This window comes from Pseudoalteromonas sp. SWXJZ94C (assembly GCF_015864385.1).
GTDB lineage: Bacteria > Pseudomonadota > Gammaproteobacteria > Enterobacterales > Alteromonadaceae > Pseudoalteromonas.
The window spans coordinates 50,780-77,518 of record NZ_JADYXF010000005.1 but is presented as its reverse complement, the minus strand read 5'-3'; the positions used below and the strand labels follow the sequence as shown (position 1 = coordinate 77,518).

Sequence of the window (26,739 nt, the reverse complement as noted above, 5' to 3'; positions counted from 1 at the left end):
TTAAACTTAAAAAATTAGTAAATAAAGCCAAGTTTAACCTTATTTACTAATTTTAATTATTTATAAAAGGTAAAGCTATTTTGATTCTTCAGCTGACTTAATACTGCTTTGTATTAATGGTGAAATAGTTAAACCTTGTACAATAATAGAAAATATAACGACAACGTAGGTCACAATAACAATAAGGTTATGCAAGTCAGATCCCGCTATGTAAACCTGATCGCGAGGAATAGCCGCCGCCATTGCAAGTGCAAGTCCGCCACGTAAACCACCCCAAGTTAATATTTTAACACTGTGCTTGTCGTAAGTTCTAAAGCGTTTAAAGATAACAAACGGTGCTCCAACACTTATAAAACGCGCGAGTAATACAGCAGGTACCATTAACAACCCTAAGCCAATTTCTCCGATTGTAATAGGCATAGTCACAATTAGCATACCAATTATCAAAAACAATAAAGCATTTAAAAAGCTATCGGTTGCATGCCAAAAATCTTTTACGTAGCGAGTGTCTTCTGGACCGGTGCGTTCAGTTGCTTTAGTTCGCGTAATATTACCCATTAATATACCACTGGTAACCATGGCAAGTGCCCCTGATATTTCCCAGATATTGGCTGCGGCAAAGCCGGCTGAAGGTATAGTGAGTGTTATTAACAGTCGAATGTTTACATCACGGCTGTTAATTATTAAAAAGTGACCAACTAAAGCAATTATTAAACCAAATGCAATACCACCAAGTGCATCAACAAAAAATAGCTCAGCCACATCATAAAAGTTTGCATCGGTACCATAAAAAGCAATCGAAAAAATGGTTGTAAAGATTACTAAACCAATACCATCATTAAACAATGATTCGCCTTCAACTTGTACAGATATACCCTCTGGAGCACGCATTTGCTTAATGATTGCAAGTACAGCAATTGGATCGGTTGGGCTAATTAAAGCACCAAACAGTAAACAATAAATGAACGGGACAGGCCAGCCCAATAAAGCAAATAAGTAAAAACTAAAATAGCCAACAATAAAAGTAGAAACAAGAGTAGAAAACAATACAAGTGCCGTTATTTCCCAGCGTTGTTTTCTCAGTGCTAACAGGTTTATTTCCAGTGCACCTGCATAAAGCAAGAAACCTAACATACCTTTGAGGAGTAATTCGTTAAAGTTAATACTCGAGACTATTTTTGTCATTTCAAGTGCGTTTTGATCGCCTAATAATTTAACTGCAACAATCAACAGCAATGAAATAACAACCGAGCCTGTTGTAATCGCAATTGTTGTTTGCATTTTAAGAATATATTGATTTGCAAATGCAATAAAAATAGCAAGTGCAGAGAGAAAACAAATGAGGTACCAAGCATTCATTGATTAACCTTAACAAATTATAAATGACATATAAAAAATAGGATTTTAAACCGCGCTAATGGTACTCCTGTCATATTAGTGTGTCACAAGTTTTATGGTATTAATTGCCTTTTAATTATGGCTCAAGTGGACATTTAGTTAATGTTTATTTAAGAGTGTTAAAACGAGTGGTTATTACTTTAAAAGTAAGTTATTTACTTCAATTATATTTATCTACATACCGTTTTAGTAAGTGAAGCGATGTGATTAATTTTACGTACTTATGTAAAAATTAAATCTTCTAAACAAGTATTGAACAATAACAAATTTGTTAGGTTACAAATAAATTATAACCAGATGGTTTTAATTTATTACACAAGATTTCTAATTGCTTGCCCTCAACGCTTTGCTTACGTAAAATCCCGTTATTATTTCTTGTAAAGTGATTGGTATTATCAAACAGCTGTTTAGTGCAACCGGGCCGTTGGCGTTATCTTTAGATGGATATACACCACGTCAGCCTCAAATAGATATGGCTGTAGCCGTTGCAGATGCATTAAAAAGCAGTTCCCAATTGGTAGTTGAAGCCGGTACAGGTACAGGCAAAACGTTTGCTTATTTAGCACCTGCACTTAAGTCGAAAGGCAGAACCATTATTTCTACAGGTTCAAAAGCCCTACAAGAACAGTTATACCATCGTGATTTACCTCAGTTAGTTAAAGCTTTAAGCGCTTCTAAAAAAACAGCCTTATTGAAAGGACGAGCTAACTACTTATGTACTTACAGACTAAATCAACATGTTGCTCATGTACCGACTGATGATTCTGATGTAATGCACCAACTTGCAATGGTTGCTAAGTTTGCAAGTGAGACACAAACAGGCGATTTAGCTGATTGTATTGGTATAGAAGATGATGCCAAAGTGCTGCCTTATGTAAATTCAACGGCCGACAATTGTTTAGGTAAAGAATGCCCCGATTTTCAAAGTTGTTATGTACGTAAAGCGCGATTAACAGCGGCTGATGCTGATGTGGTTGTTATTAATCATCATTTATTTTTTGCAGATATGGCAGTAAAAGAAAGTGGTTTTGCTGAACTTATGCCTAAAGCTGACGCTTACATATTCGACGAGGCTCATCAGTTAAGCGAAATTGCCAGTGATTACTTTGGCGAAAGTGTGGGTACTAAAAAGCTGGTGGATTTAATAAATGATTTACGTGCTATTTATAGATCCGAAATTCCAGATATGTTGCAGCTAGGTAAAAGCTTAAATAAATTAGAAACGAGTGTTGCCGATTTACGACTGCAGTTTGGTGTAGATGGAAGTAGAGGGGATTGGCGAGAAAAACTCAGCGATAAATTAATATGTGCTGCGCTACATCGCGTAATTAGCGACTTAGATTTTGTTTACCAAGTATTAAAGCTGTGCTTAGACCGAAGCGATAAAATAGAGCACCCATTTGAGCGTACACTGGCTTTTAAAGGTCAGTTAGAGCGAGTTTTTGACACGGCTCAAACTGGTTTTAGTTATTGGTATGAAACAACACGGCGTTATTTAACTATTAATATAACGCCATTAAATGTATCAGCTAAATTTGCTCAGATGATGCAAGACACCGGTGCGGGCTTTGTTTTTACATCAGCAACGCTCTCTGTTGACAACAAACTAGAGCACTTTAATGCAAGCCTTGGCTTAAAACCAAAACAAAGCATGATGGTAGATAGCCCGTTTGATTATCCAAATCAGGCGCTACTATGTTTACCTCGCTATTTACCAGAATCGCACGCTGATAATATGCCACATGCGATTGTAAAATTAACACTTGAGCTTATAAAATCAGCGCAAGGACGTTGCTTTGTACTTTTTACTAGTTATCGAATGATGCACTTAGTGGCTGAAGGGCTTACTACACAAATAGACTATCCGGTTTATATGCAGGGGCAGATGTCTAAGCGTATTATTTTAGAAAAATTTACGCGCCACGGTAATGCTGTATTACTTGGCACTGCTTCTTTTTGGGAAGGTGTTGATGTACGCGGTAGCACGCTAAGCTGTGTTATTATTGATAAGTTACCATTTGCAGCACCAGACGATCCATTACTACAAGCCAAAATGCAAGATTGCCAAATGCAGGGAAAAGATCCATTCGCGCATATACAATTACCACAAGCTGTTATTGCACTTAAACAAGGTGTTGGACGTTTAATACGAGATACTAAAGATAAAGGCGTACTTGTAATATGCGATAACCGCCTAGTTACACGCCAATACGGGCAAGTCTTTTTAAAAAGCCTGCCGCCAATGCGCCGAACGCGTAGTTTAGAAGATGCCAATAAATTTTTACAACAAATTAATTAGAGTAATAAAATGATCAAAAGTAACATTCTTGCCCTTGACGCTTCAACTGAAGCATTATCAATTGTTTTGCATTTTCAGGGCCAAACATTTCATCATTTTGAAGAATGTCCGCAACAGCATAGTCAAAAAATTCTACCGCTTATTGACGAGTTATTAACTAAAGCAAACTGCAAACTAAAGGATTTAGATGTTATAGGATTTGGTCAAGGACCTGGCAGTTTTACTGGTGTACGTATTAGTGTAGCTATAGCGCAGGGCTTAGCATATTCAACTAATTTACCGCTTGTAGGTGTATCAACTCTAGGAATTATGGCGCAACAAGCATTTGAACAAAACGGTAGTGTGAGCGTTTACCCAAGTATAGATGCACGTATGGGCGAAATATACTTTGCACATTACCAAGCGCAAAATAATTTAATGCTTTTAGTTAATCAAGAGTGCGTAATAAAACCTGACTTACTAAATAATGATTATATTACTACCACTGAGCCATCTGTAGCTGTAGGCACAGGCTTTAAAACATACCCTGATGCACTGAACAGTTTTGATAATGTTACAATTAATAGTGATATTACATTGCCAGACGCTCGTTATATGTTGGCTCAAGTTGAAGCTGCTTTTTTAGCGGGAGACGTTGTAAAAGCGAGCGATGCACAACCTAAGTATGTACGTGATACGGTTACTTGGAAAAAGTTACCAGGTCGTGAGTAGCAACATTATTTGCAAATTGGTTGTTTTTAAATCATAATTTTAAGTAAGATTAAGGTTGGAGACGCGTAATGACGCTGCCTATTGGTTCAGGTTTTTTTACAGGGGATATTCCAGGTAGGGTTAGCTCTACTAAAATTGTTACTAATAAACCACAAAGTTTATTAGAACAACCTGCTGTCCAAAAAACGAATACTGATTATGTAAAAAGCAGTAAAGAGGGCGTAGAGCTTGCCAATCAGCTGTTTAAAACCAGTGCTAAAAGCAATGAATACAGCCAAACAATTTATGACCAACCATCAGCTAAAATTAGTAAAGCAATTTCGACTTACACTGAATTCGCTAATTTAGAGCGCAGAGCAGAAGTTAAAAATTTAATAGGCGTTGATATATACGCTTAAAACTTTAGCGTTTTAATTTAGTAAAATCGTGTAGCTCAATAAAAAGCCCGAACATATGTTCGGGCTTTTGTATTATACAAAACAAAGTCTTAAATTATTGTTCAATAAAGCCAATTAGCTTATCTGCAATATCTGTATTGTTTTGCGAACCAATAAATTGCTCGCTGCCTTTGCCATAAGCAAATACTTGAACGTCTACAGCGGTGTGCCCGCCGGTTGTCCAGCCAGTAAAGCTTGTATCACTAATAATACTTTTAACTGCTAAGTTAAGTGCCTTTTCGCCCATTTTTTTAGCTTGTTCGAGTTTAATTTGATTTTCAGTTGTAAACTCAATATTTGTATTAGCAGTCCAAACCGACTTTAAATTATTAGACTCCATAAGCAGAACAGTTAATTTAGAAGCTGATGCTTTAATCCCTTTAACTACCTCAGTTTCCCATTTATATTGGCCGTGCGCACCAATAGTTAGGCCGCCCGTTGAGTGATCGGCTGTTATAACTAAAATAGTGTCTTTGTTTTTATCAACATACGCTTTTGCTTTCTCGATTGATTTAGCAAAGTCGTCCATTTCAGCCATAGCACAGGCTATATCGTTGGCGTGCCCACACCAATCAATTTGGCTTCCCTCAATCATTACAAAAAATCCTTCTTTGTTTTGACCGTCTAGTAAATCAAGTGCTTTAGACGTTAATTGAGTAAGGCGAGTTGGGTTTTCATCTAATGCAAAAGGCAAGCCTTTAGATGCGTATAAACCAATTGCAGGTATTTGTGTAATTTGCCCTAGGTTTTTAATGTCGTCACCATATTGATAACCGGCTGCTTTAAATTCATCAACAATATTACGATCTTCACGAATAAAGTATTTAGTACCACCCCCTAGCATTAAATCGACAGGTAATTTACCGGCAATTTTATTATCAATGTAATCATTTGCTATATCATCGTAGTTATTTCGAGACTCGTTATGGGCTGCAAAGCTTGCTGGAGTTGCGTGGTTAATTTGTGATGTTACAACAAGCGCTGTGGTCATACCGCGTTCTTTAGCTATTTCAAGCATCGTTTTAACTGGTTTTTTATCTGTATCTACCGCTATAGCACCATTATAACTTTTATGACCGCTACTAAGCGCTGTTGCACCTGCTGCGCTATCAGTTACATATGTATGGTCATCAGGGTAAGTATGCGCCATGCCTTTTAAAATTGTATCGAAAACAGTACCTTCGATCTCTTTAGTCGCAGGGTCGTCTTTAAAATAGCGATAAGCAGTGGTGTAAGCCGGACCCATGCCGTCACCAATCATATAAATTACATTTTTAGGAGCTGATTCTGCGTAAGCACCGCAAGTGGTGCATAAAAGTGCCAACAAACTGATCTGTTTTTTCATGGTTGTACCTTATGTGTACCTTAATTTAATAGCCGCATTTATTGTATACCGTAAGTGTTATAAATAAATGAATATATGAGATGAATAACAATTAATAAGCTTACTTTATCTAACAGATCATTTTTATAGTTTATAGTTACTATAACCGTTTGATATACCCAGATTCAGTGAAAAACTTAGCACAAAATAAATATTAATTAGGTTGCTTGATAGCTATTAAGACCTAATATTTACTTAAGGTTTTGAAATAATTGGTTTTATTACATTAATGCACTTAGTATTGCATAATATAAGCTGTTAATTGGCTAGATAAGTGGGTTGAATTTACATGTTAGTGGTCTGACAACTTGTATGCTATAAATAATAATAACTAAAAAGAAGAGGTATGGTGTGCAGCCCTTTAATATTAAAACCAATAATTTAAATATTCATGGTTTAAAGACCGGTTGCGGTGATGAGATTGTTATTGCTTTACATGGCTGGTTAGATAATAGTAGCAGCTTTGTACCTATGCTAGTTAATGCACAACCAGAGCAAACTTGGTATTGTGTTGATTTTGCAGGGCATGGTTTATCGTCTTGGCGAAGTGATGATGCACATTATTATTTTGTTGATTATATAGATGATATATACCAACTTATAAATGCACTTGGTGTTAAAAAAGTACATTTAGTTGGGCATTCTATGGGGGCTATGGTCGCGGGATTGTTCGCTAGTTGTTTTAATAGTTATGTAAAGTCAGTTACCTTTATAGAAGGAATTGGTTGCATTACCACCCCAAGCGAAAGTGTGTGTGAGCAGTTAAAAAGTGCGGTGTTAAATAGGTCGCGATTAAAAAGTAAAAAGCCGAGAATTTACAAATCTAAAGAGCTTATTTATGAAGCGCGATCACTAACAACCGACTTAAATAATGAACTTATTGCGCTTTTAATGGATCGAAATATAAAATCAGTATCAGGCGGATTTAAATTAACAACAGATCCAAAGCTTAAAAATCACTCAGGTTTTAGGTTTGATGAGGCGCAATGTATTGGTGCAATAAAAGATTTATCTGCACCATGTCAGTTAATTTTAGGCAATGAAGGCTATTCATTTGTGAAACAAAATTTGGCAAAGTATGTTAGTTATTACAACAACTTGAATGTTATTCATGTGGATGGGGGACACCATTGCCATATGCAAAGTAGTGAACTATGTTTTGAGCACATAAATGCATTTATGGTGCAAAGTGGTGCATGTTAATTGTATATTAACGCTAAATGTGGGATTATCATCGCATTAGAGTATTTGCTCAATTGTTAAAGTGCCTTACTTAGATTAAGGTTAATAAAAATATAATTATAAACAGGGGCTAAGAGTGGAAAAAATCTGGCTTAAGCGCTACCCAGAGGGTATGCCTGAAACAATCGATCCTGAGCATTACAACTCGTTACTCGAAGTATTTGAAAAAAGTTTTAGTGATTACAAAGATTTACCTGCATTTTCTAATATGGGTAAAACGTTATCTTATGACGAAATTGATACAGCGACTAAAAAAGTTGCTTCCTACATCCAAAATAACTTAGGTCTTAAAAAAGGCGATAAAGTTGCTGTTATGATGCCTAACTTACTGCAAACACCAGTAACTATCTTAGGTATTTTGCGTGCAGGTTGTGTGGTTGTTAACGTTAATCCACTTTATACTGTACGTGAGTTAGAACATCAATTAAAAGACTCTGATACAACAGCTATTTTTATACTTGCAAACTTTGCTGACACGCTCGAAAAGTCACTTGCACATACTGATGTTAAACACATTGTAGTGACGCAAGTAGGCGATATGGTGGGTGGTATTAAAAAGCACATAGTAAACTTTGTTGTTAAGTATATTAAAAAAATGGTACCTAAGTTTAGTTTACCAAACCCAATTAAGTTTTCTGATCTATTAGATGCAGACGAAAATGCATATAAACGTCCAGAAATGGGTTTAAATGATTTAGCATTTTTACAATATACCGGTGGAACTACGGGTGTATCTAAAGGTGCGATGTTAAGCCATGGAAATATGGTAGGTAACTTAGAGCAAGTATCAGGTTGTTTAGATAATGTATTGGTTCGTGGTAAGGAAGTGGTTGTTACCGCTTTACCGCTTTACCATATTTTTGCACTAACGGCTAACTGCTTAACCTTTATGAAATATGGTGGTTTAAACTTATTAATTACCAATCCTCGTGATATGCCAGGGTTTGTAAAAGAGTTAGGGCAAACTAAATTTACAGCTATTACTGGCGTAAATACTTTATTTAATGGCTTATTAAACACACCTGGTTTTGCAGATCTTGACTTTAGTCATCTCAAAATGTCACTTGGTGGTGGTATGGCTGTCCAACGTCCTGTTGCTGAAAAATGGCACAAAGTGACTGGCTCAAAATTAATGGAAGGCTATGGTTTAACCGAATGTTCTCCTTTAGTTACTATAAGCCCTTATGACTTAGAATCTTATAATGGCTCGATTGGTTTACCAGCACCTAATACAGACATTAAGCTAATACTAGATAATGGTGAAGAAGCTGCAAAAGGCGAACCTGGCGAGCTATGCGTTAAAGGCCCACAGGTTATGGTGGGTTATTATAAACGACCAGACGCTACCGCTGAATGTTTAAAAGACGGCTGGTTCGCAACTGGTGATATAGCGACTTATGATGATGAAGGTTTCTTTTTTATAGTAGACCGTAAAAAAGATATGATTATCGTATCGGGCTTTAATGTATTTCCAAACGAAATAGAAGAAGTGGTTGCAATGCACGAAGGCGTGCTAGAAGTAGCTGCTATTGGTGTACCTCACGATGCAAGTGGCGAACAAGTTAAAGTTTTTGTTGTGAAAAAAGACCAATCCTTAACTGAAAAAGATATAATAAAACACTGTCGTGATAATTTAACTAATTACAAGGTTCCAAAACTCGTTGAGTTTAGGGATGAGTTGCCTAAAACTAATGTAGGTAAAATACTCAGAAGAGCCTTGAAAGATTAGCAACCTATAAAAAAGCCGGCAATAGCCGGCTTTTTTATTGTAGGAGACTAAGTGCAATACCAATTGATTCAAACCCAAAACCAACTCAATACCTTTGTTGAGCAGATTCAAAACAAACCTATTTTAGCTATTGATACCGAATTTATGCGCCGTCGCACTTTGTATCCTGAAGTTGCACTTATTCAGGTTTTTGATGGAGAACATTTAGCGCTTATCGATCCACTTGCCGAACTGTCATTATTTGATTTTTGGCAAATTTTAAAAGATCCCGCTGTTTTAAAAGTTCTACATTCGCCATCAGAAGACATCGAAGTATTTCAAAAGTACGCAGGATTTGTACCAGCCCCATTATTTGACACACAGTTTGCATTACAATTACTTGGTGAAGGCAACTGTATGGGCTTTGCCCTTATGGTAAAAGAGCTATTAGGTATTGAAATAGATAAAAGTGAATCTCGTACCAATTGGCTGCAACGCCCGTTAACAACAAAACAACTTGATTATGCAGCTGCTGATACATTTCATTTATTGCCCTGTTTTGAATTAATTATAGAGCGTATTAAAGCCGCTGATTTATTTGATATTGTAATAAATGAAAGTGAGTTAATTGCTAATAAACGTGCTTTTCAAACACCGGATGATCTTTTATACAAAGACATAAAAAATGCTTGGCAACTTAAACCACATGAATTAGCCGTTTTAAAAGAGCTTGCTGCATGGCGTCGAAGTAAAGCAATACGTAAAAATTTAGCGCTTAACTTTGTTCTTAAAGAACATAACATGACTGAGATTGCTAAACGTGGTCCGTCTAGTTTAAATGCACTTAGACAAATACCAGGCGTTGAAGCAATTGAAGTTAATCGATCTGGTGTAGAAATTCTTAAGTGTATTGAGGTCGCTAAACTGATACCAGATGAGCAGCACCCAGAGACTCTAAAGCGTTTAATTGATTTTCCTACTTATAAAAAAGTAGCAAAAGATGTAAAACAAAAAATCACTAAAGTAGCAAAAGAGCATAATATTCCTGAAGATGTTATGGCATCTAAAAAGCAAGTTAATCAATTAATTAGCTGGAATTGGAAACTAACTTCAGAACAAAAACTAAAGCATATCAAGCCCGATTTATTAAGCTCTTGGCGTTATGACTACGTTAAAGCAGCGCTAAAAGAATGGGATACTTAGTACTCTAATTCTATCGAATAAATAAAGCAGTATTAATTTTTTAATACCAACAACTTACTTTGGGTTAATGCTGCTTACATCTATTATAGGTTTCAATTGTACTTATAATTTAATATTTAGCTGATTGCTTTAGACACATATTAATAGCGTGCTAAAAAGCGAGTTTAGTTGACATGTTTTTAATTTAAATATGACGTTTGTAAGTCGCTATAAACTTTTTTTAGTTTAAGGATTAAACACAGAGATAAGTTTTATATACAGGTAGTTTGTAAACCAAAATGTATCGGCAGGTTATATTGCTTTATGTAGTTAAAGTATAAGTAAAAAGTATATGCAAGCTACTGAAAGGTTTAAACAAACAGCTAAATATTTCATACTGTAATAGAGCATGACAATTTTTAATTGTTCAGTAAATAGTGTTTAAAGAAGAGGGCGCCATTAATTAGTAGCGCCCATTCTTTAATTACTTTCTTTCTTCATCAGGTAATGTAACGTTTAGCTCAAGTACGGCTAAATCATCTTCGTTTTGATCAAACTGTACCTGTACTGCATCGCTGCTTACGTTCACGTATTTGCGGATCACATCTAAAATATCTTGTTTTAATTGTGGTAAGTAATCCGGAGTTCCTCGTTGGGAACGCTCGTGCGCGACAATGATCTGCAATCGCTCTTTTGCTAATGACGCACTATTTTTCTTTTCTGAGCGGAAGTAGTCAAGTAAAGACACGTTAACCTCCAAAAATCCGTTTAAATAAGCCTTTTTTCTCTACATCTAAGAAGCGAAAATCGACGGTTTCACCGAGTAAGCGATTAATTGCATCAGCATACGCCTGACCAGCATCAGACTCACTGTCTAATATAACCGGTTGACCCGAGTTTGATGCGCTCAATACTGCTTGCGATTCAGGAATAACACCTAATAATGGAATTGCTAAAATGTCTTGTACGTCTTCAACAGATAGCATTTCGCCTTTAGCAACACGTTCTGGATTATAGCGTGTTAATAATAAATGCTCTTTAATATTTTCTAAACCTTCTTCAGCACGTTTTGATTTGCTGTGTAAAATACCTAAAATACGGTCAGAATCTCGTACTGACGAAACTTCAGGGTTTGTCGTTACAATTGCTTCATCTGCAAAGTACATTGCCATCATTGCGCCAGCTTCTATACCCGCTGGTGAATCACAAACGATATAATCAAAGTCTTCTTTTAGTTCGTTAAGTACGCGCTCAACACCTTCGCGAGTTAGTGCGTCTTTATCACGTGTTTGCGAAGCGGGTAATAAAAATAATTTATCTACACGCTTATCTTTAATAAGTGCTTGGTTAAGTTTTGCTTCACCGTTAATTACGTTTACAAAGTCATATACTACACGGCGTTCACAACCCATGATTAAATCGAGGTTACGTAAACCAATATCAAAGTCGATAATAACTGTTTTATAGCCTTTTAAAGCTAAGCCAGTGCCAATAGCAGCACTTGATGTTGTTTTACCAACACCGCCTTTACCCGAGGTAACGACAATTACTTTTGCCATGAGATTTATCCTTTAACCAAAGCTGAAATTTCTAATGATTCATTTTTTTGTTGTATTTGCACAGCATTACCCCAGTGTTCGCCTTGTAGCGAATCGCTGATCCAGTAATTGCCATTTATAGAAACAAGCTCTGCTTCTAAGCGGTGACAAAATATGTGTGCGTCTTTTAACCCTTTCGCGCCAGCAATAGCTCGTCCGCGAAGGGTTCCATATATATGTACATTGCCATCGGCAATTACTTCTGCACCGTGGCTTACAGCACCTAGTACAATTAAGTCTCGATCTTTTGCATATACTTGCTGTCCTGAACGTACCGTACCGTTAATAATTTGCGCTGGCAAAATAACGTTTTTTTCTACGATAGAAGTATTAGGCTCTTGTTTAACAGGTTCAGACTTAACGTCTTGTGAATAATTTAAAACAGATAGACCAGCAGCCTTTGCTTGTACATTTTGCTCATCAGAACCATTACAAATACCAACAGCATTAAAACTCATGCGTTCTATTAATGATTTTAAATGTACAAAATCGAGAGAACTATTTTTTATCTCAATTAAATTAACAACAATAGGAGCACCTTCAAAGAATTTAGGTGCTTGGGCTATTTTTACATACAACTGCTCTGCTAAAAGGTTTATATCAGTACTATAAAGATGCAAAACTGATAACGTAAAAAGATTTCCTTTTAGCTCAAAAATTTGGTCTGACATACACGCTCAATTGGATTGTCTGATCAGAAATTAAATTTAGATAAACGTAGGCTGAATAGGCCCTTTATTCAAATTTCTAATCTAATTTTTCTAACTTATTATTACTCTCATGTTATAGTGCGAAGCATTGTTAAGCAAGAATTTATAGGGTCATAATGCTGACTGCAGTGTATAAAAGTAAGAAAAAAGCGGATACGTTCTTATTTGTCGAAAAAAGAGATGATTTTGACAAAGTTCCGGAACCTTTAATGACTATGTTTGGTCAACCTCATTATGTGATGATCATAAACTTAGCAAAGCGTGAGCATTTAGGTGGTTCTGATTTAGAGTCTGTAAAAGCGTCATTGATTGAGAAAGGCTATTATTTACAGCTTCCACCACCAGAGCCTAATTTGTTAAGTCAGTTACGAAAAGAAAATGGAGTGGATAGTGATTAAAAAACTTATCGTTTTATTATGTGGTGTATGTTTAAGCTCATCTGTGATGGCAAAAACCCAAGCAGAATTTCAAGAGTATTTAACTAATTTAAAGCAAGAGGCAATCGCTAAGGGTTACGAAGAACAACTTATTGATGATGCTTTTGCAACGGCTACTTATAAAGAAAAAATTGTGTCAGCTGATAAAAATCAGCCAGAGGTAAAAGAGACTCTTGAAACTTATGTACCAAAACGAGTACCTCAATGGAAAATTGATCGTGCACGTAAATTATACGGCGAAAACAAAGAAGTACTTGAGCAAGTAGCAAAAGAGTTTGGTGTGCAAGCACGCTTTATCGTTGCGCTTTGGGGTCTTGAAAGTAACTTTGGCGCTATTCAGGGTGGTCATAACGTTATTTCATCCCTTGTAACACTTGCTTTTGACGGGCGAAGAGAAGCACTTTATAAACGCCAACTTTGGGCGGCACTCGATATTTTAAAATCGGGTCATATTACCTTAGACAAATTTAAAGGGTCGTGGGCTGGTGCAATGGGTCAAACGCAATTTATGCCGACCTCATTTAATGCATACGCAGTTGATTACAATAACGATGGTCGCAAAGATATTTGGACGACAAAAGAGGATGCTTTTGCTTCTATTGCTAATTATTTAAAGCAAGAGGGTTGGAATGACTCACTTACTTGGGGTCGCCAAGTTCAATTACCTGAAAATTTTGATAGTAAATATGTATTAGTTCGTGGAACAAAAACACGCAAGCAGTGGTTAGAATATTGGAATGATTCAGAGCGTTCGCTAGCTGATTGGCAAGCATTAGGTGTACGCAAAGCTGACGGCTCTGACTTACCTAATGTCGATGTACGTGCAGCACTTGTTATGCCAGATGATATAAATGGCCGTATGTATTTAGCGTACGATAATTATAAAGTGTTTATGCATTGGAATCGTTCATACTACTTTGCTACAAGCGTTGGTTACTTGTCAGATAGAATTGGTTACCCAAAAATCTAATTCTTGAGGTATACATATAAATAAAGCCGCAATTGCGGCTTTATTCTTTTTTAAATATCTTATCTTTTAAATCAATAACTTTACCAATCCCAGAACCAAGCTTCATAAGTTTATTAAGCTGCTCAGGCGTTAAGCGCTGTAGTTCAGACGACCACTTTGTTACGGTTTCAAGCAGGTTATGAATTTCCCCCATCTGTTTTTGTGCGTAAAGCTCATCGTCATTACTGGCTTCGTCTAATAAGTTATCACGTAGCAGTGTTAAGGTGGGTTCAATTTCGCGCTTTTTTCGCTCTTCAAATACGCGATTTGCCATATCCCAAATATCACCAGCAGGAGCATAGTATTCTTTGCGATCTCCTGGAATATGTTGCACTCTAATTAATTGCCACGATTGCAATTCTTTAATACCCATACTTACATTACCGCGAGAAATACTTAACGCATCGGCAATTTCGTTTGCGGTCATAGGATTTTTAGTAATAATCAGCAAGCCACACATTTGCCCGATTGTACGATTGAATCCCCAGCGACTGCCCATCTCACCACAATGCATTACAAAGGCAAAATTCTTTTCGGATAAACTCATAGCTTATTAACTTTCAATAAATTCAGAAAGTAATGCTAGCACGCTCATTTTGTATAGCAAGTTCTTAGCTCTTATATAAATAATTTTTAACGACTAAAGTCTGATTTAGATTAATATTTATACATCTATATTGGGTTATGTTGTACAGATGATAGTTAACCTGAACTCTGGATAATAAATCTATCTCAAGCAGTTATTTTCAGCGCTAACTGCGTTGAATTTACTTGCAATAGGCCCGCTATTGACGCGTAGATTCGCCTTGTTTTCACTGAACATCTCTGGCTAGAGATAAACAAATTTAAATATCATCATGGCTAAATATGTTAGTAAATCTCTTAACCAGAGTTCAGGTTCGTTAAATAAATCCTTATTTTTAATTTTTTCACATACGATGGAATGACTATGAAAGCTGCAATTAATAATGAATATAAAGGTAAATTACAAATAATAGATCTGCCAATCCCTGAGGTTGGAATAAACGACGTTTTAGTAAAAATAGCGGCTTGTGGTGTTTGCCACACCGACTTACATGCTTGTCATGGCGATTGGCCAGTAAAACCCAAAATGCCCTTAGTACCAGGTCACGAAGGTGTTGGCGTTATTGAAAAAGTGGGTACTAATATAAAGCATTTAGACGTTGGCGACAGGGTGGGGATTCCTTGGCTTTATAGCGCATGTGGCCACTGTGAGTTTTGTTTAGATGGGAAAGAAACATTGTGTTTATCCCAACATAATACCGGTTACTCTATTGATGGTAGTTATGCTGAGTATTGTTTGGCACACGGTGATTACGTTGTAAAAATACCAGAGGGGCTTGGATTTTCAGAAGCCGCTCCTTTATTTTGCGCAGGTGTTACAACTTACAAAGCGTTAAAAGTCTCCGGTGCTAAGCCAGGGCAGTGGGTTGCTATTGTTGGTGTGGGTGGTCTTGGCCACTTAGCCGTACAATACGCTAAAGCAATGGGCTTTAATGTAGTTGCTGTTGATACAGGTAAAGAAAAGCTCGCCCTTGCTAAAGAACTCGGAGCAGATATAACACTCGATTTTAAAGATGTTGTTCCTAGCGAAGCTATTTTTGAACAAGTAGGTGGCGCGCATGGCGTTGTGTGTACTGCGGTATCTAAAGCTGGGTTTGAACAAGCTTATAAAAGTGTACGCCGTGGCGGTAAATGTGTATTAGTAGGCTTACCTCCAGAGGATATGCCGCTTCCTATTTTTGATACTGTTCTTAATGGCATTTCGGTAGTGGACTCTATTGTTGGTACACGTAAAGATTTACAAGAATGTTTAGAGTTTGCAGCGCAAGGTAAAGTAAAAGCAATTATTGAAGAAAAGCGCTTAGAGGACATTAACGAAATCTTTGATGATATGCTCAAAGGTGAAATTAACGGTCGCATAGTTGTTACTATCTGATCAAAATTAAGCGTTTATAAAACACAAAAAAGCACGGTTTCTAAATTAGAAAACCGTGCTTTTTAAGTATTTAATCAGTTAACCTGAACTCTGGATAATAAATCTATCTCAAGCAGCTATTTTCAGCGCTCACTGCGTTGAATTTACTTGCAATAGGCCAGCTATTGCAAGTAAATTCGCCTTGTTTTCACTGAAAATCTCTGGCTAGAGAAAATAAATTAAATATCACTATAATTCAATAAATTGGTAAATCTCTTAACCAGAGCTCAGGTTAGTTATAGAGTGTAACTAAAACTTAGTTTTGCATTACGCTCTTCGCCTGGCATACCACCTAAAAACATTGCTTTTGAGTAATACTTTTTATTAAACAAGTTATTTAAGTTTAACTGCATATGCCATTTATCAGTTGTATACGATACAGCTGTATCGTATATCGTGTAACTTGGTACATAACCATCTGGAATCGAGAACGAACTTGAATTAGTACTTCTGTTATCTACAAATGTAATACCACCACTAATATTCACAGCTTCAGGTAAGTTAAACATATCTGCGTAGTAAGTTACCCATGTGCTTGCTGTTACGTAAGGGACACCTTTTTGGCGTGTATCATAACTGCTGCTATTAGGATTACTTTTGTCACGTGCATCTTGATAGATACCGTTTACGTTTATTTTCCATTTATCATTTAAGTAAGCATTTAAATCAAGTTCAATACCTGTTGTTTCTTCTTTACCATCATAATAGCTTTCAGGTACATCTGAGCTTGATGTTAAAGCGTCATAAAGCGGGTTTGTGTATTCTAAATTAGTACGAGAGCTTTCAAATATAACAACAGAAGCCAGTAGTTGATCATCAAACGCTTTAAATCTAAAACCTAAATCGTTACTTATTGATTCAGAATCTTCTCTGTCTGCTTCATTACCCGCAACAGATCCCAATACACTATACGCTGTACGACCTTTTGAGTGATTTACAAATACAGATAAATCTTCAGATGGCTGATACGTTGCACCAAGATTATACGTTAAGCCAGAATCTGATGTACTTGCTTCAGGTGTTGGCTCTGCACTGCTTGAGCTATAGCGCTCATCTACACCAAAGTGCTCGTAAGTTTGCTCAATTCGGTTATATGCAACACCAATACGCGTTGTAAGTTCTTCAGTTAGGTAACCAACATGTTGAATGCCTAAACCCCATGCTTGTACTTTTTTATTGTAGTCGCTTGTTTTAAGCGGATCGTAATCTTCAAAGTTACCTGTTGGCCAATTTGGTTCTCTTATATCGTAAATATACGGAAGTGAACCTTGGTACGTTACATCACCAACATCGTTTGTGAGTACGTAATCTTGATCCCATATTGAGTACTGTTTAAAACGAATATCTCTATCTTCGTAGTTTGCGTTAACAAGTAATTCGTTATCTACGTCGCCTAACGTAAAGTCATAACGTAAATCTAAAAAGTACTGCCACGATTTTTCATCTGCTTCTACTTGGCGGTATTCTTGGCGGCGTGCTGCATACGGGTAAAGTACACCGTCTTCAACTAAAGGAGCACGAGGATCGTTATTTATAATTCCATCACGAGTAGAGTAAACGTAGTTATAAGCACCTGTTTGGCGAGCAAAGCTTGATGTGTAGTTACGGTACTGTAGCTGCTGATTTAAAAACAAATCGTCAGTGATGTAATAGTTATGCGTTAATTTAAAACGCAACTCTTCACCTTCGTTAGCATCAGCCATTGGTGAAATAATACCATTTGTGCCAAAGCTATAAGGTGTTAAGCCATCTGTTGAAGATAATGAATTAGCAAGTTGGTCGCGTTGTGCATTACTTAACTGTACGCCGCTTCCTGTTGGATCGTTTACTAAATCGGCACCTGTTACTTCACCCGCGCTTAAACCGTTTGCAGTTTCGGCATTGTAAATACGAATAGGGTGACCAATAGAATCAACAGCTATTTCATCTTTTATATATGCTGCAGAAAGCATGATGTTTTGTCTGTCGTTAAGCACGTATTTAAGTGAGGTATAAATCTCGTCTCGATCTTCTTTTAAGTCTCGAAAACCGTCACTTGACGCTGTTTTAGCCATTACACGATAAGCTAAATCATCTGTTATGGCGTTGGTGCTATCAAACGATAATGAATAGCTATCCCACTGACCAAGCTCAACTGCCACTTTATGCTTTTCTTCAAACTCTGGTTTTTTTTCTATTAAGTTTATTACACCACCAGCACTACCAATCCCGTATAAACCGGTAGCAGGACCTTTTAATACTTCAACCGACTCAACATTAGTTAAAGAACGGGTAGGGTTAAATGTATTGCCTAAACCAGCACCACCGTACATACCATCGTATGTGTAGTTAGCATCTAAACCACGAATTACTAAATTATCACCAATACCGTAGTTATTACCAGCTTGAGTTAAGCCACTCACGTTTCTTACTAAATCTTGTAAGCTATCAACACCTTGAGATTCAATTAGTTCACGGTCTATTATTACAACCGGTGCAGGTGTTTCCATAAGAGACATGTTTGATTTAGTTGCTAATCCTGAGCTCATCACAACACGGTTTTGTTTTTCGTATACGCTAATGCGCTCTATGTCATCTTCTACAGTTGTTGCTGCAATAGCTGCATGTGCATTTAAGCAAGCTAAGGTAATTAATGAGTATTTAAATTTTTTCATGAGGTGATACGTATTCGCATTTAATAACTTTGCGCGAATGATAATGGTTATTGTTTTTAAAGTGAATGGAAAAGTTCAATTATTTTAATAAATTAGAACTGTTTGATTGGTATTTAAGCGATTCGCGAGATTTTATAACATCTAACCAAGTTATTTAACATTTAATTAAAGTAAAATGCAGAGAAAGGGAAAGCAAAATGTTAATTTAGAAATAATAAAGACCGAGCTTTAAAGTACTCAGTCTTTATTTTGTATTTAATGTTGTGCAGTCATTATTAGTTAGCTTTGTAAACAACACCTGCTTTCATAACAAAAGGCACTTGTTCTAAAAGTGAAATGTTTTTTAAGGGATTGCCTTTTACTGCAATTATATCTGCAGCGAAACCCGTTTTAATTTGTCCTAGCTGCTCACCCATTTTTAATAATTTAGCGCTATTAATTGTAGATGCTTGGATTGCTTGTAGCTCACTCATTCCAAATTTCACCATGCGTGAAAACTGTTTTGCATTATCGCCATGTGGGTAGATTGCAGCATCGGTACCAAAAACCATTTTAACGCCAGCTTTAACAGCACGGCTAAAACTATCACGCTGCTTTTTAGATACTTGGCGTTCTTTATTTAGGTTTTCTTCATCTACGCCGTTTTGCTCGCCATAAGTTAAAGTGTATTCGGTGTTATAAATATCCATAGAAAGCCAAGTTCCATGCTCTTTGGCAAGCGCTATCGCTTCGTCATCTAAAAAGCTCGCGTGCTCTACGCTGTCTACACCGGCTTTAATCGCTGTTTTTATACCGCTTGTACCATGTGCGTGAGCAGCTACAGGTAAATCTCTCATATGGGCTTCATCAACAATGGCTTTCATTTCTTCAAAAGAATATTGTTGTGCGCCTACTTTAGTGCCTTTTGAAAACACACCACCCGTAGCACAAAATTTAATAGCGTTTGCACCATACTTAATGTTTTCGCGTACTTTTATTCGCGCAGCCCACGGACCATCAGCTACACCGCTGGAAGTATATTTAAGTTCAGGTGGTAATCTATTGTTATCGCAATGTCCGCCTGTAATACCTAAAGATGGACCCGCAGCCCAAATGCGAGGACCCACAATGTCACCTGCATTTATACCATCACGTACTGCAATCACACTATAACCTTCAGCACCCACATTGCGTACTGTTGTAAATCCGGCTTCCAAGGTTTTTTTAGCAAAATGAGCCGCTTTAATTGCCATTCTAGGTACCGATTGTCCTAAGCGTTCACTGCGCGGCACCGTTGGATCACTTGTTAAATGTACGTGCATATCCATTAAACCAGGCATTAATGTTAACTGTGGTAAGTCAATCAATTCATCTTCTTTGGTGAGTGTCGGTTTTTTATTTTGTTCAATAGAAGTGATTATGCCGTTATCTATAGTAATTAATGGTGACTGGATCAACTTTCCATTTTCTACATCAAGCATTGCTTTGGCAGAAATATACGTTAATGCCTGCGCATTTAAACTGTTTAAGCACAACAATGCGATAGAAGCTGAGAGCAATTGTTTTTTCATTTTGTTTTTCTTATAGAAGTAGTTAAGACTTAATTAACTCTATCAAGCTAAAAATAAAGTGCAAATAAATAGCGATGAACGTAATTTCTTTCTTTAATGGGCGCTAATGCTCATAATAAGGGCGTAAATTTTAAAAGGATTACCATGAAATTAATTAAATTAGCCGTTGTTACCAGCGGTGTTATGTTTGCTTTAAGTGGTTGCGTTAATACAGACTCTAAAACTAATACACATTCGCAATCAAACATAGATAGTACTTCAGCAAATGTTGTATCAGAACTTTCCGCTGAGCAGCAGCTCGATGTACTAGTATCACAATATTACGATGAATCTCTTACCTTTAGCCCAATCAGTGCAACTTACAATGGTCGAAGCGAGTTTAACAGTCAATTCACGCCTGAAATTTCACAAGCTAACCGTGCAAAAAAAGCTGCTTTTTATAAAAAATATCAACAACGTTTATCATTTATTGATAAAGCGCAGTTAGTAGGGCAGGCTCTTTTAAGTTATGAAATATTAGACCGCGATTTAGCTTTAAAGCTCGAAGGGATGCAATTTCCTAGTTATTTGTTACCCATAAATCAAATGTCGGGTGCGCATAATACATTTGCAGGTTTTGGTACGGGGCAAAGTGCGCAACCGTTTAAATCAGTTGACGACTACAGTAATTTTTTAAAGCGAAGTGAAGGCTTTATTAAATGGCTAGCCAGCGTACAAAATTCGATGGCTGAAGGTATTAAATTAGGTGTGGTTTTACCTAAACCATTAGCACAAAAGCTTGCACCACAGTTTAAAGCACATGTTGTAACCAAAGCTGAAGATTCATTATTTTGGGGACCGATAAAAAACCTTCCTGATTCATTTACTGCTCAACAAAAACAAACAATTACAGCGCAATACCGTGAATTAATTATGCAGCATTTAGTACCTGCTTATAATAGTATGAGCGAGTTTTTAGTTAAGCAATATATACCTAATAGCCGAGAAACAGTCGGGTACAGCGACTTACCAAACGGTAAAGCATGGTACGAATACCAAATTAAAAAAAATACCACTCTTAGCTTATCGGCTGACGAAATTCACGACATTGGTTTAAGTGAAGTATCGCGTATTTTAAGCGAAATGAAAAAAGTAAAAGAAACGGTTGGCTTTAAAGGTGAGTTACCTGAATTTTTTGACCACTTACGTGATTCAGACGAGTTTTATTACGACACTCCAGAAGAGTTAATTGCGGCATATGAAAACGTTAAGAAAAAAATTGATGCTCGCGTGCCTTTATTGTTTGATGTAGCACCAAAAGCGCCATACATAGTAAAACCTGTTGAAGCTTATCGTGCACAATCTGCTGCTGGGGCTTCTTATGCATCTCCGGCACCTGATGGTTCGCGCCCTGGTATTTTTTATATCAATACTTATAACTTGAAAGCGCAACCTAAGTTTTTACTCGAAACCTTATCGATACACGAAGCCGCCCCTGGTCATCACTTTCAAATTGCATTACAGCAAGAAATTGATGGCTTACCGGATTTTCGCAAATTTGGTGGTTACACCGTATTTGCTGAAGGCTGGGCACTGTATGCAGAAAGCTTAGGTAAAGAATTGGGCTTATTTACCGACCCATATATGTGGTACGGGCGTTTATCAGACGAGCAATTACGTGCAATGCGTTTGGTACTTGATACCGGTTTTCATGCCAAAGGGTGGACGCGTCAACAAGGTATAGACTATATGCTTGCAAATTCGTCTATGGCCAAAAGTGACGTAATTGCTGAAGTAGAGCGCTATATAGCATGGCCTGGTCAAGCGCTGTCTTATAAGTTAGGGCAATTTAAAATTCAAGAGTTACGTGATTATTCTAAAAAAGAATTGGGTAATAAATTTGATATTAAAGCGTTTCATACGCAAATATTAATTGATGGCGCATTACCAATGCCAATCCTAGAGGAAAAAATTAAGCGTTGGGTTAAATCTCAAAGCTAATTTGTAGCGTAAAGTCAGTACTTTTAAAGGGTATTGGCTTTGCGCCATTTGCAGCAATACGGTAGAATGCGCGCTCTTTAGGGGGCACGAGTAAATTATGTTTGATCAACAATTAGCAAATACACAATTTTGGCTTAAGAAAAGCTTAAGCGACATGAGTCAAAACGAATGGGAAGCTATTTGTGATGGATGCGGAAAATGTTGTTTAAATACGTTTATTGATAGCGAAGATGAAGACGAATTTACTGCAACCGATCAGTTACGAGAAGGCGAGCAGTTAATTTTTACTAATATTGTGTGTCAGTATCTCGATAACAACACCTGTGGTTGTAGCGAATACGAAAACCGCCAAACACTTGTTCCTTCTTGCGTAAAACTTACAAAAGAAAACCTTAAAGACATCTTTTTTATGCCACAAAGCTGCAGTTACCGTCGTTTACACGAAGGTCGTGGTTTGGCTTCTTGGCATCCGCTATTAAATAATGGCGATAAAACTAATATGCATGAGCTAGGTATTTCTGTAAAAGATAAAACAGTAAAAGACTGTGATGTGAAGCTAGATGATTTTGATTTATACATTGCAGAGTGGCCAACAAAGGACGCTGATTAATGAATAAGTTAAAAGCGAGTATTGGTTTAATTAACCCTAAAAGCCCGACAAATGTTGGCGGCGTATTACGTGCCGCTGGATGTTACGACGCTAAGCAGGTTTTTTTTACAGGTAATCGTTACTTAAACGCTAAAAAATTTCATACCGATACTAAAAATGTTGTTGAACGTATACCGTTAACTGAAACAAATAGTTTAGAGTTGGTAAAGCCTGAAGGTTCAACTGTTGTGGTTATTGAACTAATTGAAGGCGCAACTCCGCTTCCTGAATTTAACCATCCTGAAAATGCATTTTATGTATTTGGTCCAGAAGATGGGTCAATCCCTAAAGATGTTTTGAAATGGTGCGATGAAGTTGTATACATCCCGACTATAGGCTGTATGAATTTAGCAGCCACTTGTAACGTTGTTTTATACGATCGCTTATCTAAGTTAGGTGGAGTTGAAAGCAGTGATTCAACTATCATAAGCTCCCGAGATACAAATAATAAAATGAAATGGGTTAAAAGCTAACCCTTTTCTGTTTTTTAACGCTCTCTTTTTACTCCTATTATCATAATCTGCGGTTATAACCTCTCCAAATCATTAATTTTCTATTCAAGTTAAAAATTCGTTCTACACTCAATATACTTAATTTATTTTGTAAACGAGGAACTCAATGCGCACACTGATAATTTTCTTTTTATTTGCATCTTCGATGAGCTTAGCTGATATGTCAGTGAGTTATTATAGTGAAGGTGAACAAACAACAGTTAAGGGGCAACGTTATAAATCGGGTATGTTATTTAAATCTGATACGAATATGCCCACGCTGAATATAGCCACTGTTGAATGGCCTCCTTACATTGGTGATGAGCTATGTAATAAAGGTTGGGTATATCATTTTGCAGTTTCATTATTAAACAGTAAGGGCTATAGCGTGTATATTGAATTTTTACCATGGGCACGCGCTGTACGAAATGTAGAACTCGGTAAAGCTGATATTTTAATGCCCGAATATTTTATTGAAGATACGGCACCATCAGATTATGTTGCTAAAAAAACACGCAGAGAATTACTTGGCTTATCAAATTCTTTTAAAGGTGGTGAAATTGCTTTTTTAAAAAGAAAAGGTGACGAAGACCGTTTTTCAGGAAATTTAAAATCACTTAAAGGGCAAAAAATTGGTGTTGTACGAGGTTATCAAAACACCCCAGAGTTTGATGCGATGATGGATAATAATGAGTTTAAAATTATAAGCTCAGTAGATGACCTACAATTAGTGCAGTTACTTGTAGCTAAGCGAGTTGATTTAATTATTGGTGATCCACAAGTATTAAAGCTTTCCGTAAAACTATCTTTGTTAAGTAGCTCAGAAAAAAAATCATTATTAGACTCTCTCGCTCATGAAACAATTCCTTTGCAGTATAACCCTCTGTATTTTGCAATAAGCAAACTTACGCCTAATTGGCTAAATACGTTAGAAGATATTAACGAAGGATTGTATAAATTTCATAACAGTGGTGAGACTCAAAGGTTGATTGATACTCTAGGCTCAGAGTGTACTTTCTGAGGGGCTGTTTTGAATGATTTAGAGTGCTTTTATTTTAATGCTTATTTATGGTTTGATATTTAAGAGGATTACAATTAATGAATTAATTGTTTTCGATCACTTTTTCTAGCTCTTTCATCTTATTTTTAATTAAACATTAATGTATAAGTATGGTTAGTAAAGACATTCAGTTAAATTTTTGATAAAACTACACAATAAGTAATATAGATAGAAAGTATGTTTATGATTTATTGTTTAAACAAAGTAATCATTGTAATTATTTCTATTTTTAGCATTCATTAGTACAGAACAAATTGAGTATTAATTAAAAATGTAATTCATTTATTGCTCAAATAAAGCGTAAAATTAATTGTTATCATGGCTTTTATTTATAAAAGTAAAGCTGATTATAGGTTGAATTCAAACTTCAATTTAATAACTAAATTATCTGGTTCAAAAGTACCTACCTAAATGCATAATAAAAAGTTAAACAAGCAAAATTGGCTTAATTTAATAAATATCGACAGTGTGTATAGCTCTGATAAACGCCGTAAAGCGTTTTCTTTATTTACCATGATAGGTATATCTATTGTGGTGATAACGCTATTAGTGTTTTTTAATTATGAGCTTTATTCCCCAATACTGACTATTTCGTTAATCATTGTTAACATTACAATTATTGGTTGCTCTGTCTACTTTATAAAAACGGGTAAGCTTGAAATAGTCGCATTAATTAGTATGAGTATTGTGTGCATGATGTTTGTAGCACTTGTTTACACAGGTGGTAAAGAAAACACCGCATTGTATTGGTTAATGTTTTATCCCGTCGTTACATTTGCATCTTTAGGTGTAAGGTTTGGTGCTTGGTTAGGTTTTGCTTTATTATTTTGCTGCATTATTATTTTATATGGTCCTGATTTTGGTCAAGTAAGTTATGGGGATATTGAAAAAACACGGTTTATCGCGTCTTTTTCAATGGTGTTTTTATTCTCATTTATTGGTGAGTATTTTCGAAATAAAAGTCATATGGCAATTGCCGATATTACCCTTGAGCAAAAACAAGATGCTTACACCGACCCCCTTACAGGCATTGCAAATAGGCGTTTTATTACTTCACACTTTTTACATATTGCGCAAACTAGACCCGACCAATACTTACCTTTTTCGTTACTATTAATTGATTTAGATAACTTTAAATCTTTAAACGATACTCATGGTCACGATTTTGGTGATACGGTGTTGATTGAGTTTACCAAACTCCTTGAATCTCAATTTATTGCTACTGCTTTAAAAGCACGTTACGGAGGGGAAGAGTTTGTTGTTATTTTACCTCAAATCACTGTATCTGCAGCTACTGTAATGGCAAATAAATTTAGAGAGGCTGTAGCTGGTCATGTTATGTTTACTGATGATAATAAGCATGTATCAATAACTTGTAGTATTGGTATTGCCCAAGTAAATAAAGTATCTGATTATGATGATTCATTAAAACAAGCTGATGAAGCTCTTTATAGTGCTAAGGCTGCTGGTCGTAATAGAGTCATTTTGAACCCAGTCTATAATTGAAGGATTAATATGTCTCAAAGTAAATTAATATATGTTCATGACCCAATGTGCAGCTGGTGCTGGGGTTACTCGCCAACGTGGCTTAAGTTAAAGGCACAGCTTGAGGCTAAAGTGAATATTGAATATAAGGTAGGTGGTTTGGCACCCGATAGCCAAGACCCAATGCCACAAAATATGAAAGAGATGCTTGAGGGGACTTGGCATAAAATTTCAGCTCAATTAGGTACGCAATTTAATTATAACTTTTGGCGCGATTGCCAGCCAAGGCGCTCAACGTATCCCGCATGTAGAGCTGCACTTATTGCACGTAAATCAAATAAAGAAACTGAAATGGTTGCCGCAATTCAAAATGCTTATTACCTAAATGCGCAAAACCCGTCAGATGAAAGTACGCTAATTACTTTAGCTGAACAAATTGGTTTAGATAAAGCCCAGTTTACTGCGCAGCTAACATCAAGCGAGCTTAATAATGAATTTAATGATGAGCTGTCTTTTGTTCGCACATTACCTATTCAGGGGTTTCCTTCTTTAGTGCTTATTAAAGATAATAAAGCGTACCCAATAGAAATTAATTACACTGATTGGCAGCATTCTTTTGATCAAATTAATTCAATTTTAGACTAACCACCTCTCAATAAAGGGTATTTGATTAACAAGTACCCTCATTATCGTTAAAACTCCCTTGTAAGTCTTAAATGTTACCACTGTAATAAAAGCGACTTTTTTGCGCAACAT

Annotated in this window: 23 protein-coding genes; 15 read left to right on the top strand and 8 right to left on the bottom strand. The window is 36.4% G+C overall.

Going from position 1 to position 26,739, the window contains the following annotated elements; translation table 11 throughout:
• Positions 1 to 75: 75 nt before the first annotated feature.
• On the bottom strand, positions 76 to 1,359 hold the full coding sequence (locus I6F65_RS03270; RefSeq protein ID WP_166110224.1) for a sodium:proton antiporter: 1,284 nt from the start codon (positions 1,357 to 1,359) through the stop codon (positions 76 to 78).
• A 421-nt stretch (positions 1,360 to 1,780) separates the two neighbouring features.
• Between I6F65_RS03270 and I6F65_RS03265 the strand changes: the two genes are divergently transcribed.
• The 3 genes from I6F65_RS03265 (at position 1,781) to I6F65_RS03255 (ending at position 4,806) form a co-directional block, all read left to right on the top strand.
• On the top strand, positions 1,781 to 3,697 hold the full coding sequence (locus tag I6F65_RS03265; RefSeq protein WP_166110221.1) for an ATP-dependent DNA helicase: 1,917 nt from the start codon (positions 1,781 to 1,783) through the stop codon (positions 3,695 to 3,697).
• 9 nt (positions 3,698 to 3,706) lie between these two features.
• Positions 3,707 to 4,408, top strand: coding sequence for a tRNA (adenosine(37)-N6)-threonylcarbamoyltransferase complex dimerization subunit type 1 TsaB (gene tsaB, locus I6F65_RS03260; RefSeq protein ID WP_197111535.1), 702 nt, complete (start codon positions 3,707 to 3,709; stop codon positions 4,406 to 4,408).
• Between the two features lie 68 nt (positions 4,409 to 4,476).
• On the top strand, positions 4,477 to 4,806 hold the full coding sequence (locus I6F65_RS03255; protein WP_024611099.1) for a hypothetical protein: 330 nt from the start codon (positions 4,477 to 4,479) through the stop codon (positions 4,804 to 4,806).
• A 94-nt stretch (positions 4,807 to 4,900) separates the two neighbouring features.
• Here the strand turns inward: I6F65_RS03255 and I6F65_RS03250 are convergent, their stop codons facing one another.
• The gene (locus tag I6F65_RS03250) at positions 4,901 to 6,190 is read right to left on the bottom strand and encodes an alkaline phosphatase (RefSeq protein ID WP_197111533.1); all 1,290 of its coding nucleotides are present in this window, start codon (positions 6,188 to 6,190) and stop codon (positions 4,901 to 4,903) included.
• 390 nt (positions 6,191 to 6,580) lie between these two features.
• Here I6F65_RS03250 and I6F65_RS03245 point away from each other — a divergent pair, with 390 nt between their 5' ends.
• The 3 genes from I6F65_RS03245 to rnd all read left to right on the top strand — a co-directional run bounded on the left by I6F65_RS03245 (position 6,581) and on the right by rnd (position 10,382).
• Positions 6,581 to 7,432, top strand: a complete 852-nt coding sequence (locus tag I6F65_RS03245; protein ID WP_197111530.1) for an alpha/beta fold hydrolase — start codon at positions 6,581 to 6,583, stop codon at positions 7,430 to 7,432.
• Between the two features lie 115 nt (positions 7,433 to 7,547).
• Positions 7,548 to 9,200 carry a long-chain-fatty-acid--CoA ligase FadD gene (gene fadD, locus I6F65_RS03240; protein WP_024611102.1) on the top strand — a complete coding sequence of 551 codons (1,653 nt, stop codon included), beginning with the start codon at positions 7,548 to 7,550 and terminating at the stop codon, positions 9,198 to 9,200.
• Between the two features lie 51 nt (positions 9,201 to 9,251).
• The gene (gene rnd, locus I6F65_RS03235; protein ID WP_166110207.1) at positions 9,252 to 10,382 is read left to right on the top strand and encodes a ribonuclease D; all 1,131 of its coding nucleotides are present in this window, start codon (positions 9,252 to 9,254) and stop codon (positions 10,380 to 10,382) included.
• 463 nt (positions 10,383 to 10,845) lie between these two features.
• Here the strand turns inward: rnd and minE are convergent, their stop codons facing one another.
• From minE to minC, 3 genes are read right to left on the bottom strand one after another with little or no spacing between them, the layout of a single operon-like run.
• A complete protein-coding gene (minE, locus tag I6F65_RS03230; RefSeq protein ID WP_008172115.1) occupies positions 10,846 to 11,109 on the bottom strand; it encodes a cell division topological specificity factor MinE in 264 nt (87 codons plus the stop codon).
• Between the two features lies 1 nt (position 11,110).
• On the bottom strand, positions 11,111 to 11,920 hold the full coding sequence (gene minD, locus I6F65_RS03225) for a septum site-determining protein MinD (protein WP_008172113.1): 810 nt from the start codon (positions 11,918 to 11,920) through the stop codon (positions 11,111 to 11,113).
• 5 nt (positions 11,921 to 11,925) lie between these two features.
• Positions 11,926 to 12,630: a septum site-determining protein MinC gene (minC, locus tag I6F65_RS03220; protein WP_024611104.1), complete on the bottom strand. Its 705-nt coding sequence runs from the start codon at positions 12,628 to 12,630 to the stop codon at positions 11,926 to 11,928.
• A gap of 155 nt (positions 12,631 to 12,785) precedes the next feature.
• On the opposite strand from minC, the gene I6F65_RS03215 reads away from it, so the two are divergent.
• Positions 12,786 to 13,067, top strand: coding sequence for a YcgL domain-containing protein (locus I6F65_RS03215; RefSeq protein ID WP_024611105.1), 282 nt, complete (start codon positions 12,786 to 12,788; stop codon positions 13,065 to 13,067).
• Positions 13,060 to 14,076: a lytic transglycosylase domain-containing protein gene (locus tag I6F65_RS03210; protein ID WP_197111528.1), complete on the top strand. Its 1,017-nt coding sequence runs from the start codon at positions 13,060 to 13,062 to the stop codon at positions 14,074 to 14,076. Before I6F65_RS03215 ends, I6F65_RS03210 begins: the two co-directional genes overlap by 8 nt.
• Before the next feature lie 40 nt (positions 14,077 to 14,116).
• On the opposite strand, the gene I6F65_RS03205 is transcribed toward I6F65_RS03210, so the two are convergent.
• On the bottom strand, positions 14,117 to 14,662 hold the full coding sequence (locus I6F65_RS03205; RefSeq protein WP_024611107.1) for a GbsR/MarR family transcriptional regulator: 546 nt from the start codon (positions 14,660 to 14,662) through the stop codon (positions 14,117 to 14,119).
• A gap of 402 nt (positions 14,663 to 15,064) precedes the next feature.
• Between I6F65_RS03205 and adhP the strand changes: the two genes are divergently transcribed.
• Positions 15,065 to 16,075, top strand: coding sequence for an alcohol dehydrogenase AdhP (gene adhP, locus I6F65_RS03200; RefSeq protein WP_197111526.1), 1,011 nt, complete (start codon positions 15,065 to 15,067; stop codon positions 16,073 to 16,075).
• 275 nt (positions 16,076 to 16,350) lie between these two features.
• Here adhP and I6F65_RS03195 read toward each other — a convergent pair whose 3' ends face one another.
• On the bottom strand, positions 16,351 to 18,768 hold the full coding sequence (locus I6F65_RS03195) for a TonB-dependent siderophore receptor (protein ID WP_197111524.1): 2,418 nt from the start codon (positions 18,766 to 18,768) through the stop codon (positions 16,351 to 16,353).
• Positions 18,769 to 19,043: 275 nt separating this feature from the next.
• A complete protein-coding gene (locus tag I6F65_RS03190) occupies positions 19,044 to 20,318 on the bottom strand; it encodes an amidohydrolase family protein (RefSeq protein ID WP_197111523.1) in 1,275 nt (424 codons plus the stop codon).
• A 144-nt stretch (positions 20,319 to 20,462) separates the two neighbouring features.
• On the opposite strand from I6F65_RS03190, the gene I6F65_RS03185 reads away from it, so the two are divergent.
• The 6 genes from I6F65_RS03185 to I6F65_RS03160 all read left to right on the top strand — a co-directional run bounded on the left by I6F65_RS03185 (position 20,463) and on the right by I6F65_RS03160 (position 26,628).
• Positions 20,463 to 22,298, top strand: a complete 1,836-nt coding sequence (locus I6F65_RS03185) for a DUF885 family protein (RefSeq protein ID WP_166110189.1) — start codon at positions 20,463 to 20,465, stop codon at positions 22,296 to 22,298.
• 97 nt (positions 22,299 to 22,395) lie between these two features.
• Complete coding sequence (locus I6F65_RS03180) at positions 22,396 to 22,908, top strand: YcgN family cysteine cluster protein (protein ID WP_024611112.1); 513 nt, start codon at positions 22,396 to 22,398, stop codon at positions 22,906 to 22,908.
• Positions 22,908 to 23,420, top strand: a complete 513-nt coding sequence (locus I6F65_RS03175) for an RNA methyltransferase (protein ID WP_166110186.1) — start codon at positions 22,908 to 22,910, stop codon at positions 23,418 to 23,420. Before I6F65_RS03180 ends, I6F65_RS03175 begins: the two co-directional genes overlap by 1 nt.
• A 199-nt stretch (positions 23,421 to 23,619) precedes the next feature.
• Positions 23,620 to 24,459: an ABC transporter substrate-binding protein gene (locus I6F65_RS03170; protein ID WP_231613097.1), complete on the top strand. Its 840-nt coding sequence runs from the start codon at positions 23,620 to 23,622 to the stop codon at positions 24,457 to 24,459.
• A gap of 450 nt (positions 24,460 to 24,909) precedes the next feature.
• Positions 24,910 to 26,004 (top strand): GGDEF domain-containing protein, encoded by a 1,095-nt coding sequence (locus I6F65_RS03165; RefSeq protein ID WP_166110180.1) that lies wholly within the window; start codon positions 24,910 to 24,912, stop codon positions 26,002 to 26,004.
• A 9-nt stretch (positions 26,005 to 26,013) separates the two neighbouring features.
• Complete coding sequence (locus tag I6F65_RS03160; protein WP_024611116.1) at positions 26,014 to 26,628, top strand: DsbA family protein; 615 nt, start codon at positions 26,014 to 26,016, stop codon at positions 26,626 to 26,628.
• Positions 26,629 to 26,739 lie beyond the last annotated feature (111 nt).

Bases quoted from the DNA above. Each gene is read 5' to 3' on its own strand.
- I6F65_RS03170 (WP_231613097.1), top strand. From the start codon at position 23,620: ATGTCAGTGAGTTATTATAGTGAAGGTGAACAAACAACAGTTAAGGGG.
- I6F65_RS03160 (WP_024611116.1), top strand. From the start codon at position 26,014: ATGTCTCAAAGTAAATTAATATATGTTCATGACCCAATGTGCAGCTGG.
- I6F65_RS03270 (WP_166110224.1), bottom strand. From the start codon at position 1,359: ATGAATGCTTGGTACCTCATTTGTTTTCTCTCTGCACTTGCTATTTTT.
- I6F65_RS03195 (WP_197111524.1), bottom strand. From the start codon at position 18,768: ATGAAAAAATTTAAATACTCATTAATTACCTTAGCTTGCTTAAATGCA.
- tsaB (WP_197111535.1), top strand. From the start codon at position 3,707: ATGATCAAAAGTAACATTCTTGCCCTTGACGCTTCAACTGAAGCATTA.
- I6F65_RS03250 (WP_197111533.1), bottom strand. From the start codon at position 6,190: ATGAAAAAACAGATCAGTTTGTTGGCACTTTTATGCACCACTTGCGGT.
- I6F65_RS03255 (WP_024611099.1), top strand. From the start codon at position 4,477: ATGACGCTGCCTATTGGTTCAGGTTTTTTTACAGGGGATATTCCAGGT.
- I6F65_RS03165 (WP_166110180.1), top strand. From the start codon at position 24,910: ATGCATAATAAAAAGTTAAACAAGCAAAATTGGCTTAATTTAATAAAT.
- I6F65_RS03175 (WP_166110186.1), top strand. From the start codon at position 22,908: ATGAATAAGTTAAAAGCGAGTATTGGTTTAATTAACCCTAAAAGCCCG.
- minC (WP_024611104.1), bottom strand. From the start codon at position 12,630: ATGTCAGACCAAATTTTTGAGCTAAAAGGAAATCTTTTTACGTTATCA.
- I6F65_RS03180 (WP_024611112.1), top strand. From the start codon at position 22,396: ATGTTTGATCAACAATTAGCAAATACACAATTTTGGCTTAAGAAAAGC.
- I6F65_RS03205 (WP_024611107.1), bottom strand. From the start codon at position 14,662: ATGAGTTTATCCGAAAAGAATTTTGCCTTTGTAATGCATTGTGGTGAG.
- I6F65_RS03215 (WP_024611105.1), top strand. From the start codon at position 12,786: ATGCTGACTGCAGTGTATAAAAGTAAGAAAAAAGCGGATACGTTCTTA.
- adhP (WP_197111526.1), top strand. From the start codon at position 15,065: ATGAAAGCTGCAATTAATAATGAATATAAAGGTAAATTACAAATAATA.
- minD (WP_008172113.1), bottom strand. From the start codon at position 11,920: ATGGCAAAAGTAATTGTCGTTACCTCGGGTAAAGGCGGTGTTGGTAAA.
- I6F65_RS03185 (WP_166110189.1), top strand. From the start codon at position 20,463: ATGAAATTAATTAAATTAGCCGTTGTTACCAGCGGTGTTATGTTTGCT.
- I6F65_RS03190 (WP_197111523.1), bottom strand. From the start codon at position 20,318: ATGAAAAAACAATTGCTCTCAGCTTCTATCGCATTGTTGTGCTTAAAC.